We start from the raw sequence: 14301 nt of genomic DNA, 5'->3' as shown, positions 1-14301 counted from the left end.
GCACAGGCATAACAGTAGCCGGGATTCGAAAGAAGAGGTGGCGGTTTTCCGCCGTATGATGGGAAAAACAGGCACACAGTGGCGGGTATCCGCCTTCTTTAGGCAGTGCCGGGAGTGCTCGTTGACGCGCAGAAGTGTGACGCAGAGCGTCGAGAACGGTATTCCCACGCTGAGCGTGAGGAACGTAGGTGTCCGGGAGAACACTCTCGTCACTGCGCCAGAAAGTGAATCCTGAACGCTGCGCCGCCCAGCGGGGAATCGCCCAGCGTCAGTTGTGCGCCGTAGCTTTCGATGATGTCCTTGACCACCGCCAGGCCGATCCCCTGACCAGGGTTCTGACGATCCAGCCGCTCGCCACGCTCCAGAATGCGCGCACGCTGGCTTTGCGGAACGCCGGGGCCGTCGTCTTCGATGCAGATTTCGTCGCCGGTCGCGGACTGACTGAAGCTGACACGCACCTCGCTCAGGCACAGCCGGTAGGCGTTTTCCAGCAGGTTGCCGAGCATTTCCAGCAGCGCGCCCTCCTCCATATGCACCTGGCACTGTTCCGGCAGGTCCAGCGTGACTTTGACCTGCTTGTCGCGATACACCTTGTCCAGCGTGTTGCACAGGCTTTCAACCACGGGCCGCAGCATCACATGGTGGCGTACCAGGCCGCTTTTGCGCAGGCTGGCGCGTTGCAGTTGATAGCCGATCTGCTGGCTCATGCGCTCGATCTGCGATTGCAGCACCCATGCCTGCTCCATGTCCTCGGGGCGCTTGGCGATGTTTTCACTGACGCCCTGCAACACCGCCAGCGGGGTTTTCAGGCTATGGGCCAGGTCATCCAGCGAATCTCGATAACGAATGCGCTGTTCACGCTCGCTGCGCAACAGCCGGTTGAGCGAGTCGGTAAGACGCAACAGTTCGCTAGGGTGCTCTTCGCTCAGGCTGTCACGCACGCCCGATTCCACCTGATCCAGTTCCTGACTCAAGCCGCGCAACGCACGCAGCCCCCAGGTCAGGCCCATCCACAACAGGCCGAGCAGCACCAGCAAGGCTGCGCCGAAGCCAAGATAGAGTTTGCGCCGCAAATCGTTGATGGTTTGCTGATAGCCACGCAACGGCTGCACGGCAACGATACTGAACGCCGCGTTGCGGCCGCCCAGCAAGCGAATTTCAACGTCGTAGACGAAGTACTCTTCGCCGTTGATTTCCTTGATTTTGGTGAATTCGCTGCCTTGCCCGTCATAGTGCGGGTGGTAGTCGATATTTTCGCCTTCGGTAGACAGCGAACGCCAGACCATCTGCCCCTGGCGGTTATAGATGTAGCCCAGCAGACGGCTACCAGGCAGGTTGAACTGCTCACCCGGCAACACTGACGGCATCAACAGATGATCGTCCTCGACACGGGCAGCCGAAATCATGGTGGTGACATCGGACGCCAGCCGTTGCTCGATCGCCCCGCGCAACGCCAGGCTGAACGCCCCCTGCAAGGCAGGCAGCATCAGCAACATGAAGATCACCGCCAACGTGGCGGCACCCAGCATCAAGCGCAGGCGAAGCGAACGAATCACGTACAGCGCTCATTGAACAGATAGCCCATGCCGCGCACGGTTTCGATGGGTTTGAAGGCCACGTTGCTGTCCAGCTTGCGACGCAGACGGCCGACCAGTACTTCAATCACGTTCGGATCGCGCTCATCGTCATCGGGGTACAGCTGTTCCATCAAGCGCTCTTTGGGGACCACTTGCTGATGATGGAGCATCAGGTACTCAAGGATGCGGTATTCGTAAGCCGTCAGCGCCAGCGGCTGCTCAGCCAGTGCAGCGTGCTTGCGATTGAGGTCGAGCAACAGCGGTCCGGCCGTGATGGTCGATTGAATAAAGCCACTGGAACGCCGCAACAAGGCATTGAGCCGCGCTTCGAGCTCTTCGAACTGGAAGGGTTTGACCACATAGTCATCAGCCCCGGCAGCCAGTCCTTCGACCTTGTCCTGCCAGTTGCCGCGTGCGGTCAGGATCAGGATCGGGAAGGCCTTGCCGAGCGTGCGCAACTGACGAATCAGATCCAGCCCGCCGATGCCCGGCAAGCCCAGGTCGATCACTGCCAGATCGTGATTGAATTGTGCGACCTGATACAACGCTTCTTCAGCATTGGCTACCGCTTCCACCACATGCCCCGCCTCGGTCAGACGGGTTCGCAGGTGATGGCGCAACAGCGCTTCATCCTCAACTACCAACAACTTCATGCAGCTCTCCCAGGCACAATCACAGCCTCAAGACAAAGAATGAAACGACATCGTCGCATCAGTACTCAACAGATGGGCGCTGACGGGCACATGCTGTGTCACATCATAGCTGCCCTGCAGAATTTCGCGGCTGACCGGCAGACCATTGTGGATCCCCGTCAGACTGCCGTAAACCGGCGGAGCATAAAGCGTCCCCACCGAGACATTGGATTTCCCCTGCTCGCCAAGCGCGTTCCCCCAGCTATGCATATCGTCGAACCTGTCGCTGGTCTTCGCGAACTCGATACGCGCGACGTCCAGCCTGCTGTCGCCCGCCTGCGCTGCCGCACTGCCACCCAGAAAAGCCAGGGCCAGGAAAAACTTGTTGATATTCAACATATCGACTCCTTTTGCGCTCGGGGACGCTGTCAAGGTACGGCTCAACAGTAATCGTGCCGGGCTGAACCCCGACTGAACACTGCATGAACCGGCGCTGAACGGTCGGACGCGCCACAGGCGGCAGAATCGGCTATCGTTTGACATCCGTGCTGCACCCCACTCAAAAAGGAGCTGAACATGCGTTTGTGGATGGCAATGATCATGATGGGCCTGACCGGGCTCGCCCAGGCGGCGATCAAGACCGAGCAGATTGACTACAAGAGTGCCGACGGTACAAAACTGGTGGGTTACTACGCCTACGACGACGCTGTGAAAGGCCCGCGCCCCGGGGTGCTGGTGGTTCATGAGTGGTGGGGGCTAAACGACTACGCCAAACGCCGCGCCCGTGACCTGGCAGCGTTGGGTTACAGCGCCATGGCCATCGACATGTACGGCGAAGGCAAGAACACCGAGCACCCGAAAGACGCGATGGCCTTCATGCAGGCCGCGCTCAAGGACAGCGATGCGGCCGACAAGCGCTTTGATGCCGGGCTTGAGCAATTGAAGAAACAGCCCCAGACCGACCCGAAAAAGATCGCAGCGGTGGGCTACTGCTTCGGCGGCAAGATCGTGCTGGACGCAGCTCGTCGTGGCGAGCCGCTGTTGGGCGTGGTGAGCTTTCACGGTGCTCTGGTCACCAACAACCCCGCCAAACCGGGCATCAAGGTGCCTATGCTGGTCGAGCATGGCGCCAAGGACAGCATGGTCACCCCGGAGAACGTTGCCGCCTTCAAGAAGGAAATGGACGACGCCAAGGCTGACTATAAATTCGTCAGCATCGACGGCGCCAAACACGGCTTCACCAACCCCGACGCCGACCGCCTGAGCCACGGCGAACACGGCGGCCCGGACATCGGCTACGACAAGGCCGCCGATCAGAGTTCATGGTCGGACATGCAGGTGTTTTTCAAAAAGATATTTGGTTGATAGCCCAGCCCGTCACGGGACACGGAGCGTCCTGAACAGCATGCCGACGCGGCGCATTGACGAGATTTACATCTCGTTCCGCACACGCGTGGGCATGCCGTCCGGTCTTCTGTCAGCCAGCGTGCCCCTTGGGCCTCAACAAAGCATTCAGTTGAGGATAGGTGTATCCCTTCAAGGCTTGGGTATCGAGTTTCCCCTGCTCCAGAAAGCTCCTCGCAAGCCCTTCCATTGCGCCATACAGAAACTCGGCAATGCTGGAGCCCGCGCTCAACCGCCTTACGCCGAGGCGCTTCAGTTCATCCGGAGAAGGCAATCCATCACGCGCCAGCAGGTTCACCGGCAGTCTGGAGGCTTCGCAAATCGCAGCAATATCATCCGGGGCAACGACTCCGGCTGCAAACAAGCCGTCAGCACCTGCACTGGCGTATAGCGCGGAGCGTCGGAGAAGCTCTTCCAGCCGCAGATCATTGTCGACCAAGTCTTTCAGGTAAACGTCACTGCGCACATTAATGAACAGTTTGACGCCGTGCCTGTTAGCCACCTGCCTGGCAACGTCGATCTTGCGAACGAGCACTTCCGGCGACGCTGCACCGTCTTCGATATTGATACCCACTGCACCCGCAGCAACAACGGTATCGACGACTCTGGCGACCTGCTCAAGGTCATCCGAATAGCCACCTTCAATGTCTACGGTCAAGGGGACACTAAGCACTCTGGTCATCGAACGAACGGTTGAGGCAAGAAGATCCAGCGGCAGTCTGTTGCCGTCCTGATAGCCGTGAGACCAGGCCATTGCGGCGCTGCTGGTAGCCACGGCCTTGCTGCCCAGGGACTCGACAACCCGCGCGCCGCCCGCGTCACCGACATTGGCCAGCACCAAAAAACCCTGTTGGTGCAATTCATGAAAAACGTTATCCAGTGCCGTCATAAATAATCTTCCCTGTGGATAAAAGTGGTCAGTTTGAGCTCGCCGCCTGGCCCATCGCCGGTGACCAATCCAGCACGCGTCTGGCCTTCTCGTTACTGACGACCGGATTATCTTCAGTGATGTTGAAGATACCGCCTTCTGACGTATTCAACGCTAGCAGCGCAGCATGCGCAGCGTCTTCGACATGCAACGGACTCGCACCGGCAGGCTCGTCCGTGCCGGTGCAAGGACCATATAACTGACCGTAACGCAGCACGATGCCGTGCAGTGTCGGCTCGCCAAGCACTTGGGCCTCCAGTGCAGCAACGCCTTGCACACTGATCCGGCGGCCGCCTTCTGCGTCCAGATCCAATGGCTGAGTTTCCAGATGAGGCGTGTCTCCCGGCCGATAAGCCCAGGCGATGCTCTGGGCCACCATGCGTCTGGCCCCTGCTGCAAGCGCGGCAGCTACCAGGTTGCGGGTGCCTTCATTACGAATGCGCGCGTTGTTCGCGACAGCTTGCGCCATAAGGCTCGGGTCAAGACCGCGGGGCAGATCGGTCAACTGGTGCATCACAGCCCAAGGCTGGATGCGAGTCAGTTCCTCGCTCAAGCGCTTCGCGTCATAAACATCAACCAGCACTGCTGTGGCACCGGCGGCCTCAATCGACCCGATCTGCTCTAGACGACGAGTTGCTCCGTAAACCGTGTAGCCTGCCTTGACCAGCAGAGGCAACAACACCTTGCCGATGACACCGGAAGCTCCAGCAACGAAGACCTTTTGCGACATCACGCCTACCTCCTTGTAATCACATTCAGGCCGGATCGGCAGAGCCTACATTCTAGTCTTTGAGGAAGGTTTACGTGCACACGGATATTAACTGCTCACAACGCGCTGAATCGTGGGGGGACGCGGAGCATTGGAACTTCCCTTAGGCCCAATCCCCCGGCAAAATGCCGAACATGACTCAATCCCTCGATCTCCCCGCCTGCTGCCCCGAACTCGTCCAGCATTGGCCTTTGCCGCATGCCTTGCCGGGAGCGGTGCTGGTCAGCGGGTATTTTGATCCGCTCAAGCTGGTCGAAGGCGACTTTCCGCGCTGTGCGGTCGATACGCCAGCGAGCATTCAGCGCTCGGTCGCCAAGCGGCAGACCGAATTCCTCGCCGGCCGACTGTGCGCCCGCGAGGCCATGCGTCAACTGGATGATCGTCTGTGTATCCCCACGCTGGGCGAAGATCGGGCGCCGGTCTGGCCAAGCGACGTCTGCGGCTCCATCACGCACAGCACCGGCTGGGCCGCCGCCGTGGTGGCGCACAAGCAGCAATGGCGTGGGCTGGGACTGGATACCGAGAACCTGCTAAGCCACGACCGTGCTTCACGTCTGGCCGGGGAAATTCTGACGGCTGCCGAGCTGGCGGATATGGCCGCCGGCCCGGAAGAGCAGATAGCGTTACGCGTAACCCTGACTTTTTCGATCAAGGAAGCGCTGTTCAAGGCGCTCTATCCCATTGTGCAGAAGCGCTTCTATTTCGAAGACGCCCAACTGCTGGAATGGTCCGCCGATGGTCGTGCCCGCCTGCAACTGTTGATCGATCTGTCCAGCGAATGGCACGCAGGCAAGGAGCTGGACGGACAGTTCAGCGTGCTGGGCGATCATCTTCTAAGCCTGATCGCCGTCAAAGCCTGATCGCTCGGGCAGTGGGCAGTGTTCGCAGCGCCCGACCCACGTCACCCTGTGACTCAGACAACACACGCGCCGTTGCCGACGCGGCTCGGCGCCATCCGCCTGTGGCACATAGCGCACCGCCTGAAACAACGGATTGGCCCGTCCGTCCGGCCGCCGTTTCTCACTCAATAACGCAAGACCCGCCGCCAGTGATAGCTCACTGAACCCGGCCAGTTGAGTAAGGCAGCCTTCCAGATAATCTCCGGCGCTGGTCCACAGCACCGCGCTCGGCAGTTCGCCGTAGGCACTCAACGCTGTAATAAAGGGCTGCAAATTATCGTCAAGCAACCCGGCAAACCGCTGAAACGGATCTGCCGAAACCTCTTGGTAAACCTCACCCTGCCCCGCCAGCCTGACGCCGCACGGCACGCCGCGCTCATCAAGCGCCAGCGCCACATCCGCAAGCGCCAACGGCCAGTGCCAGCCATGCACCAGGCTGGCAACCAGCACCGGCGGAATCAGCTGCATGAAGTAAAACTTCGCCCACTGCGAGACCAGCACCGGCAATTGACCGGGCATCAACTGCGGCCCGTAGACACTCAGCAGCAGTTGATCCAGACGCTCAGGCCGCAGCAAATCAGGCACGGCCACGACAACCCGTGAATCCTCCGCCGTCAGCAACGTCTGCCCGAAGCACTCAAGCGGCCCGCTGAACAGTTGCGGGCTCAACGCGGCACCTGCGGTGCTTTTCTGCGGCGCAGTAAGGCATTGATGCGCGCTTCGGCCAGTGCGTCGCTTCTTTCTATCGTCACGCTCAGGCCGTTGTTCTGCAGGTAATCGCAGGTCAATTCAGCCAGACGTTGATCGTCTTCGACGATGAGCACCTGCCAGGTGTGTGGCTGCAAAAGAATCTCCCGGTGTTGACCCATTATTGTTTTAGAAAAGCAGGGTTGCGGCGCTTCGTCGCAGGCCAATGTGGCAGCGTTACACGTATCAAGCGGCATAGCACAGGGCATGCCAGATCGACCTTGCAGCGCGGTTTTTTTGTGATAGGGTTCGCGCCCTTAAAAAACAGCGCTGCGCCGCCAGCGCCTGCGAAATTCGGTGACAAACGGTCCAACGCAGTAGTTATGCGGGCTACACGCGAGACAGGCGTTTCATACACAAACTACACACACGTTTATCCACAGGCGGTGCGTTGCAATTCATGTCGAAAACGCATTATCTTGTAGCCCGACGTCGAGCGACACCCTACATGTAGGGTTTTGCGCAAAAACTCCAGCACAACTCAATCGAGAAATTCAAGCACTTTTCTTGCGTTTGCGGGGTTGAATTTAAAGCCGTTTTCAGTAAGCAGGCCGCTCGCACACAAGCAGAGCGCGCCAGTACAAGATTTGCAATATCGAACACGCATGCTGCAACAGTTTTTCAAAGGATCGGGCATTGACCCGGTCCTTTTTGGCTTCAAAACCAGGGAACGGTGACATACCCGCTTCCTCCTCCGGTTTGGAGCCTTCGAGTCGCCCTTTTGCGACTTACTGCTCGAAACGGAACGGTGGGCAGCAATGCCCGAACAAACTTAAAGAACGTGGAGTCACACATGCAAACAGACACAACTCGCGAGAACTCGCCGACCGGCGCGCCGCAGGCAAGCCAGGCCCAACAGGACCTGTCCGCCACCGCCCCTGGTCAATTGCGCGTGATCAAGCGTAACGGCACTGTCGTTCCTTACACGGATGACAAGATCACCGTTGCCATCACCAAGGCGTTTCTTGCAGTTGAGGGCGGCAATGCTGCTGCCTCGTCGCGCATCCACGACACCGTTGCGCGCCTGACCGAACAGGTCAGCGCCACGTTCAAGCGTCGCATGCCTTCGGGCGGCACCATTCATATCGAAGAAATCCAGGATCAGGTCGAACTGGCCCTGATGCGCGCTGGCGAGCAGAAAGTGGCTCGCGACTACGTCATCTACCGTGATTCGCGCGCCAAGGAGCGTGCCGGTCGTGCTACAGAAGAGCACGTCCAGGCTCACCCTTCGATCCGCATCACCCTGGCTGACGGCAGCTTCGCGCCGCTGGACATGGGTCGCCTGAACACCATCGTTACCGAAGCGTGTGAAGGCCTGGCTGAAGTCGACGCCAACCTGATCCAGACCGAAACCCTGAAAAACCTGTACGACGGCGTGGCGCTGAAAGACGTCAACACCGCACTGGTCATGACCGCCCGTACGCTGGTCGAGCGCGAGCCGAACTACTCGTTCGTCACCGCCCGCCTGCTGATGGACACCCTGCGCGCCGAAGGCCTGGGTTTCCTCGGTGTCGCCGAAAGCGCCACCCACCACGAAATGGCTGACCTGTACGCCAAGGCGCTGCCTGCCTACGTCGCCACCGGTATCAAGTTCGAACTGCTCAACCCTGTGCTGGCCGAATTCGACCTCGAAAAACTCGGCAAGGCGATCAACCACGAGCGCGACCAGCAGTTCACCTACCTGGGCCTGCAAACCCTGTACGACCGTTACTTCATCCACAAGGATGGCGTACGTTTCGAACTGCCGCAGATCTTCTTCATGCGCGTGGCCATGGGCCTGGCGATCGAAGAGAAAGCCCGCGAAGACCGCGCCATCGAGTTCTACAACCTGTTGTCGTCGTTCGACTACATGTCGTCGACCCCGACCCTGTTCAACGCCGGCACCCTGCGTCCACAGCTGTCCAGCTGCTACCTGACCACCGTGCCGGATGACCTGTCGGGCATCTACCACGCTATCCACGACAACGCCATGCTGTCCAAATTCGCAGGCGGTCTGGGCAACGACTGGACGCCAGTTCGTGCGCTGGGCTCGTATATCAAGGGCACCAACGGCAAATCGCAAGGCGTCGTGCCATTCCTGAAAGTGGTCAACGACACCGCCGTTGCGGTCAACCAGGGCGGCAAGCGCAAGGGCGCAGTCTGTGCCTACCTGGAAACCTGGCACATGGACATCGAAGAGTTCATCGAGCTGCGCAAGAACACCGGTGATGATCGTCGTCGTACCCACGACATGAACACCGCCAACTGGATCCCTGACCTGTTCATGAAGCGTGTCTTCGATGACGGCCCGTGGACCCTGTTCTCGCCCTCCGAAGTACCGGACCTGCACGACCTGACCGGCAAGGCCTTCCAGGAGCGTTACGAGTACTACGAAGCGCTGACCGAATACCCGGGCAAGGTCAAACTGTTCAAGACCATCCAGGCCAAGGATCTGTGGCGCAAGATGCTCTCGATGCTGTTCGAAACCGGCCACCCATGGCTGACCTTCAAGGACCCGTGCAACCTGCGCAGCCCGCAGCAGCACGTGGGCGTGGTTCACAGCTCGAACCTGTGCACCGAGATCACCCTGAACACCAACAAGGACGAGATCGCGGTCTGCAACCTGGGCTCGATCAACCTGCCGAACCACATCGTCGACGGCAAACTGGACACCGACAAGCTAAAGCGCACCGTCGATGTAGCAGTACGCATGCTCGATAACGTGATCGACATCAACTACTACTCGGTGCCGCAAGCCAAGAACTCCAACCTGCGCCACCGTCCGGTCGGCCTGGGCATCATGGGCTTCCAGGACGCGCTGTACCTGCAACACATCCCGTACGGTTCCGATGCCGCCGTGCAGTTCGCCGACACCTCCATGGAAGCGGTCAGCTACTACGCGATCCAGGCGTCCTGCGACCTGGCCGATGAGCGCGGTGCCTACGAGACGTTCCAGGGTTCGCTGTGGTCCAAGGGCATCCTGCCGTTGGATTCGCAACAGATCCTGATTGAGCAGCGTGGCGAGAAGTACATCAGCGTCGACCTGAAAGAAACCCTGGACTGGGCGCCGGTACGTGCCCGTGTGCAGAAAGGTATTCGTAACTCGAACATCATGGCCATCGCACCGACCGCCACCATCGCCAACATTACTGGCGTATCGCAGTCGATCGAACCGACCTACCAGAACCTGTACGTGAAATCGAACCTGTCCGGCGAATTCACCGTGATCAACCCGTACCTGGTTCGCGACCTCAAGGCCCGCGGCCTGTGGGACTCGGTCATGATCAATGACCTGAAGTACTACGACGGTTCGGTGCAACAGATCGAGCGCATCCCGCAGGAGCTCAAAGAGCTTTACGCGACCGCCTTCGAAGTGGACACAAAGTGGATCGTCGACGCGGCAAGCCGTCGTCAGAAGTGGATCGACCAGGCTCAGTCGCTGAACCTGTACATCGCTGGCGCCTCGGGCAAGAAGCTGGACGTGACCTACCGCATGGCCTGGTACCGTGGTCTGAAAACCACTTACTACCTCCGTGCCCTGGCCGCGACCAGCACCGAGAAATCCACCGTCAACACCGGCAAGCTCAACGCAGTATCGAGCGGCGGCCACGGCCCGGACGACTCGGCGATCACCGCCCCTCGCCCAACCGAAGCTGCACCAGCCGGCCCGGCACCGGTGCCAAAGGCATGCGCGATTGACGAGCCGGATTGTGAGGCGTGCCAGTAAGGCAACCCACCTCGCCCCCACAGGAGAAACACAACCCGTGGGAGCGAGCCGGACGGCGTTTACTGGGTCCATGTTGCCCATGGACGTATCTGTAGGAGCGGACTTGTCCGCGAAGAGGCCGGTAAGGGCAAACCCACCCTTACCGCCCGCATCCTCACCCAAAGGCCTAAAAAGCCAAAAATTCATGTTCCTTGCGCGCTACACCTGAAAAGCAAGCAACAAGACCCTCTAGATCCAACAGGCCAGTCCACCCGACTGACCCTCAAGCAGGAGATATACACCATGCTGAGCTGGGACGAATTCGATAAAGAAGACGGTGAAGTAGTCGCTAAAGCGACCAACGCCGGTCACGCCAACGAAGCCAACATGGACCGCCTCGACAGCGCCGGTGGCCTGGCTGCGCAGGAAGCCCGCGCCGTTACCGCCAACGACTCCGCTGCCCTGATCCGCGCCAAGAAAGCGCTGGACGCACTGGACGTCGCTGAAGGCCTGGCCGAACTCGAAGGCGCCGCTGCCCGCGTTGCCGTTGATGAAAAAATGATGATCAACTGCCGCGCCGACCTCAACCAGCTCGTGCCTTTCAAGTACGACTGGGCCTGGCAGAAATACCTGGACGGTTGCGCAAACCACTGGATGCCGCAAGAAGTCAACATGACCGCCGACATCGCCCTCTGGAAAAACCCGGAAGGCCTGACCGACGACGAGCGCCGCATCGTCATGCGCAACCTCGGCTTCTTCTCCACTGCCGACTCACTGGTTGCCAACAATCTGGTGCTGGCCGTGTACCGCCTGATCACCAACCCGGAGTGCCGCCAGTACATCCTGCGCCAGGCCTTCGAAGAAGCGATCCACACCCACGCCTACCAGTACTGCATCGAATCGCTGGCCATGGATGAAGGCGAGATCTTCAACATGTACCACGAGATCCCATCAGTCGCCAAAAAGGCAGCCTGGGGCCTGAAATACACCCGTTCGATCTCCGATCCGAAGTTCGAAACCGGCACCGTCGACACCGACAAAGAGTTGCTGCGCAACCTGATCGCCTACTACTGCGTACTGGAAGGCATCTTCTTCTACTGCGGCTTCACCCAGATCCTCTCCATGGGCCGCCGCAACAAAATGACCGGCGTCGCCGAGCAGTTCCAGTACATCCTGCGCGACGAGTCCATGCACCTGAACTTCGGCATCGACGTGATCAACCAGATCAAAATCGAAAACCCGCACCTGTGGGATGCCGAGATGAAAGAAGAAGCCACGCAGATGATCCTGCAAGGCACCCAGCTGGAAATCGAATACGCCCGCGACACAATGCCCCGCGGCGTACTCGGCATGAACGCTGCGATGATGGAGGACTACCTGAAATTCATCGCCAACCGTCGTCTGAGCCAGATTGGGCTGAAGGAAGAGTATCCAGGGACGACGAATCCGTTTCCTTGGATGAGCGAGATCATGGACTTGAAGAAAGAGAAGAATTTCTTTGAGACTCGGGTTATTGAGTATCAGACAGGCGGGGCGTTGAGCTGGGATTGATTTGTAATCGTCCGGTTCTACAAAAAGGAGGTCGCCGAGAGGCGGCCTTTTTTATTTGATGCGGAAAGTCATCTAAGAAATTTCTGAGCTTAGTAATTGTATAGGTAGCCAAAAGGCTCATCCATTTCGTACAGTTGTAGGAGATTTTTCCTACAGGGATGACGAAGTGGCGATTCCGGCGGTTGAACAAGAAGCAATTGAACAGGCACTGAGGAATTTCGACCAAGAGCTCAGGAAGCAGCCTGAGTGGGCTACATGGGAATCGAACAGGTCATATAAGTTTGCCATCCGCGTTGATGACAAGCTGTACCCTGCTAAAAAAATCGTGTCCCTCGCCACCGGTATCGCCGTTCACGACTTTACCGGGGGTAGGCCTACGAATGGATACCTTCGAGCCCGAGGGTTCGAGATAGTAGATCTACGAAAAACACCAAGACTTGAATTCACAAAGGGAGAGATATATGACCGGAAGTCTGAGATCCATGCTCCTTTCGGCGGAAGTTTCCAAAGCGGCATAGCACCATCAGATAAAGCACCTGCTATATTTTTATTTACTGGTTCGTCAGGCGAGCAATACGGTTATAGAGATGAAATAGATGAACACGGGGTGTACTCCTACACGGGGGAGGGGCAGATCGGTCATATGACATTAACACGAGGAAATCTGGCTATTCAAAACCACGCAGAATCGGGTCGAACACTGCACCTTTTTAAATCACTTGAAAAACGGAAAGGACAGCAGTACATCGGTGAGTTTTCGTGTGCGGGCATTTCCTGGACCGATGGTCTGGATCGAAATGGTGATATTCGAAAAATTGTAATCTTTCATCTGGTACCTGCGATAGATCTGTTGACGCATGAAGAAAGCCCGAGTGACGACCTGCATACACATAACCAAGAGCTGAAAACTGAAACGCTCCGTAACCGTGCGTATGAAGCGGCAATTGCATCTCCTAGCAAAAGCAAGGTGACAGCCATTCGTACCGTGCCTGCCAGAAGTCAAGCGGTGAAAGACTACGTGCTTCGAAGAGCTGACGGTACATGTGAAAGCTGTGAAAAAGCTGCACCTTTTATTACGAAAATCGGGAAACCTTATTTAGAGCCTCACCACATAAATCGTCTATCAGATGGTGGGCTAGATCACCCACTATTCATTGCTGCTGTATGCCCCACATGCCACAAAGAAATTCACTACGGCGCGAGGGGTGAACAAAAAAATGAAGCGCTGCGACAAATAATCTCAATAAAAGAATCACCTTACCTAAAAAATAAAAGTAGGCTTAAGAGTTATTAGGACGAGCCTCACTCACCTTCAGAGACGTCCATTGCTGCGTCGTGGCCCCGCTCGATTGGCTGGCCAGCCAACAACAACGTAACAATGGATGTAGTGGACTAAGGATCCCTGCCCTCTCTCAGGGCTGGCTTTAAGCATCAATTCCTTAATTTGAAGGCGTGCTCCAAGCTTGCCAGGCCCTCACAGTTCATGACGCTTTGGATATGCTTGACCAAGGCAGCATACGTCTCAAAACGCTGTCGCGGCGTACCAGGTGATGGAAGAGCGCAGCTAAGACATGCAGGCTCACCACGACCCAGGCAACCCACTTCCCAAGGAAGTGATGAACAGTATCTATCGGAGCCTCGAACGCTTCATAGCTTAAAATGAATGTGTCGCTAAACCAGGCGAATAGCTTTGTTTCGTTGAAGCCTGTCACGCTGAACAGTCCGAAGTCAGTGGGTGCCCCAGTGCCCAGGTAGCCCGTTAGCGGCATCGCGATCATCAGACCATAGAGTCCCCCGTGCGCAACATGCGCGAGCAGGTGTTCCATCGCCGAACCGGGTGGATTATCCGGCTGCATGTCCAGCAATCGCCATAGCAATCTGGGCAAGACAAGAAACCCGACTAGCAGGCCAAGCACCCAATGAATATTGAGCACTGGCAAGGACTCCGGCGAAGTGTCGTCCATGAACCAGATAACGTAATAGACGACGATGTAAGCCGCGATAAATGAAGCCGCGCTCGTCCAGTGAAAAAATTTGGCAAGGACACCAAAACAGGTCGCGCTATTGCGCCATTGCATATTATGTATTCCTGAAAAGTGAGGATGCAGC

Annotated in this window: 12 protein-coding genes and 1 pseudogene; 5 read left to right on the top strand and 8 right to left on the bottom strand. The window is 57.8% G+C overall.

Annotated elements, in window-relative coordinates; genetic code table 11:
• Window positions 1-209 precede the first annotated feature (209 nt).
• The 3 genes from N018_RS06750 to N018_RS06740 are packed head-to-tail and all read right to left on the bottom strand — an operon-like array spanning window position 210 to window position 2608.
• Window positions 210-1556: an ATP-binding protein gene (locus tag N018_RS06750; RefSeq protein WP_024647166.1), complete on the bottom strand. Its 1347-nt coding sequence runs from the start codon at window positions 1554-1556 to the stop codon at window positions 210-212.
• Complete coding sequence (locus N018_RS06745) at window positions 1553-2230, bottom strand: response regulator (RefSeq protein ID WP_024647167.1); 678 nt, start codon at window positions 2228-2230, stop codon at window positions 1553-1555. The genes N018_RS06750 and N018_RS06745 overlap by 4 nt, the downstream gene beginning before the upstream one ends.
• 27 nt (window positions 2231-2257) lie before the next feature.
• Complete coding sequence (locus N018_RS06740; protein WP_025389169.1) at window positions 2258-2608, bottom strand: hypothetical protein; 351 nt, start codon at window positions 2606-2608, stop codon at window positions 2258-2260.
• 177 nt (window positions 2609-2785) lie between these two features.
• Here N018_RS06740 and N018_RS06735 point away from each other — a divergent pair, with 177 nt between their 5' ends.
• Window positions 2786-3574 carry a dienelactone hydrolase family protein gene (locus N018_RS06735; RefSeq protein ID WP_024647169.1) on the top strand — a complete coding sequence of 263 codons (789 nt, stop codon included), beginning with the start codon at window positions 2786-2788 and terminating at the stop codon, window positions 3572-3574.
• A 112-nt stretch (window positions 3575-3686) separates the two neighbouring features.
• Here the strand turns inward: N018_RS06735 and N018_RS06730 are convergent, their stop codons facing one another.
• A complete protein-coding gene (locus N018_RS06730; RefSeq protein WP_025389168.1) occupies window positions 3687-4502 on the bottom strand; it encodes an isocitrate lyase/PEP mutase family protein in 816 nt (271 codons plus the stop codon).
• Between the two features lie 28 nt (window positions 4503-4530).
• On the bottom strand, window positions 4531-5271 hold the full coding sequence (locus N018_RS06725; RefSeq protein ID WP_025389167.1) for an NAD-dependent epimerase/dehydratase family protein: 741 nt from the start codon (window positions 5269-5271) through the stop codon (window positions 4531-4533).
• A 173-nt stretch (window positions 5272-5444) separates the two neighbouring features.
• Between N018_RS06725 and N018_RS06720 the strand changes: the two genes are divergently transcribed.
• On the top strand, window positions 5445-6170 hold the full coding sequence (locus tag N018_RS06720) for a 4'-phosphopantetheinyl transferase family protein (RefSeq protein WP_229631316.1): 726 nt from the start codon (window positions 5445-5447) through the stop codon (window positions 6168-6170).
• On the opposite strand, the gene fhuF is transcribed toward N018_RS06720, so the two are convergent.
• Both fhuF and N018_RS06710 read right to left on the bottom strand, forming a co-directional pair.
• On the bottom strand, window positions 6144-6878 hold the full coding sequence (gene fhuF / locus N018_RS06715; RefSeq protein WP_025389165.1) for a siderophore-iron reductase FhuF: 735 nt from the start codon (window positions 6876-6878) through the stop codon (window positions 6144-6146). The genes N018_RS06720 and fhuF overlap by 27 nt on opposite strands.
• A gap of 41 nt (window positions 6879-6919) precedes the next feature.
• Window positions 6920-7060 (bottom strand): annotated as a pseudogene (locus N018_RS06710) (DNA-binding response regulator); the annotation flags it as partial.
• A 689-nt stretch (window positions 7061-7749) separates the two neighbouring features.
• On the opposite strand from N018_RS06710, the gene N018_RS06705 reads away from it, so the two are divergent.
• The 3 genes from N018_RS06705 (at window position 7750) to N018_RS26215 (ending at window position 13486) form a co-directional block, all read left to right on the top strand.
• Window positions 7750-10662, top strand: a complete 2913-nt coding sequence (locus N018_RS06705) for a ribonucleoside-diphosphate reductase subunit alpha (protein ID WP_025389163.1) — start codon at window positions 7750-7752, stop codon at window positions 10660-10662.
• Between the two features lie 282 nt (window positions 10663-10944).
• Window positions 10945-12192 (top strand): ribonucleotide-diphosphate reductase subunit beta, encoded by a 1248-nt coding sequence (locus N018_RS06700; RefSeq protein ID WP_024647175.1) that lies wholly within the window; start codon window positions 10945-10947, stop codon window positions 12190-12192.
• Between the two features lie 166 nt (window positions 12193-12358).
• A complete protein-coding gene (locus N018_RS26215; protein ID WP_080274798.1) occupies window positions 12359-13486 on the top strand; it encodes an HNH endonuclease in 1128 nt (375 codons plus the stop codon).
• 187 nt (window positions 13487-13673) lie between these two features.
• Here N018_RS26215 and N018_RS06695 read toward each other — a convergent pair whose 3' ends face one another.
• On the bottom strand, window positions 13674-14270 hold the full coding sequence (locus tag N018_RS06695) for a cytochrome b (protein ID WP_025389162.1): 597 nt from the start codon (window positions 14268-14270) through the stop codon (window positions 13674-13676).
• Between the last annotated feature and the right edge of the window lie 31 nt (window positions 14271-14301).

Origin of the sequence: Pseudomonas syringae CC1557, from assembly GCF_000452705.1 — a bacterium.
Lineage (GTDB): Bacteria > Pseudomonadota > Gammaproteobacteria > Pseudomonadales > Pseudomonadaceae > Aquipseudomonas > Aquipseudomonas syringae_F.
This window is presented reverse-complemented; position numbering and strand designations above follow the sequence as displayed.

Excerpts from the sequence above, each read along its gene's own strand:
- N018_RS06745 (WP_024647167.1), bottom strand. The coding sequence starts at position 2,230 with ATGAAGTTGTTGGTAGTTGAGGATGAAGCGCTGTTGCGCCATCACCTG.
- N018_RS06740 (WP_025389169.1), bottom strand. The coding sequence starts at position 2,608 with ATGTTGAATATCAACAAGTTTTTCCTGGCCCTGGCTTTTCTGGGTGGC.
- N018_RS06735 (WP_024647169.1), top strand. The coding sequence starts at position 2,786 with ATGCGTTTGTGGATGGCAATGATCATGATGGGCCTGACCGGGCTCGCC.
- N018_RS06730 (WP_025389168.1), bottom strand. The coding sequence starts at position 4,502 with ATGACGGCACTGGATAACGTTTTTCATGAATTGCACCAACAGGGTTTT.
- N018_RS06725 (WP_025389167.1), bottom strand. The coding sequence starts at position 5,271 with ATGTCGCAAAAGGTCTTCGTTGCTGGAGCTTCCGGTGTCATCGGCAAG.
- N018_RS06720 (WP_229631316.1), top strand. The coding sequence starts at position 5,445 with ATGACTCAATCCCTCGATCTCCCCGCCTGCTGCCCCGAACTCGTCCAG.
- N018_RS06705 (WP_025389163.1), top strand. The coding sequence starts at position 7,750 with ATGCAAACAGACACAACTCGCGAGAACTCGCCGACCGGCGCGCCGCAG.
- N018_RS06700 (WP_024647175.1), top strand. The coding sequence starts at position 10,945 with ATGCTGAGCTGGGACGAATTCGATAAAGAAGACGGTGAAGTAGTCGCT.
- N018_RS06695 (WP_025389162.1), bottom strand. The coding sequence starts at position 14,270 with ATGCAATGGCGCAATAGCGCGACCTGTTTTGGTGTCCTTGCCAAATTT.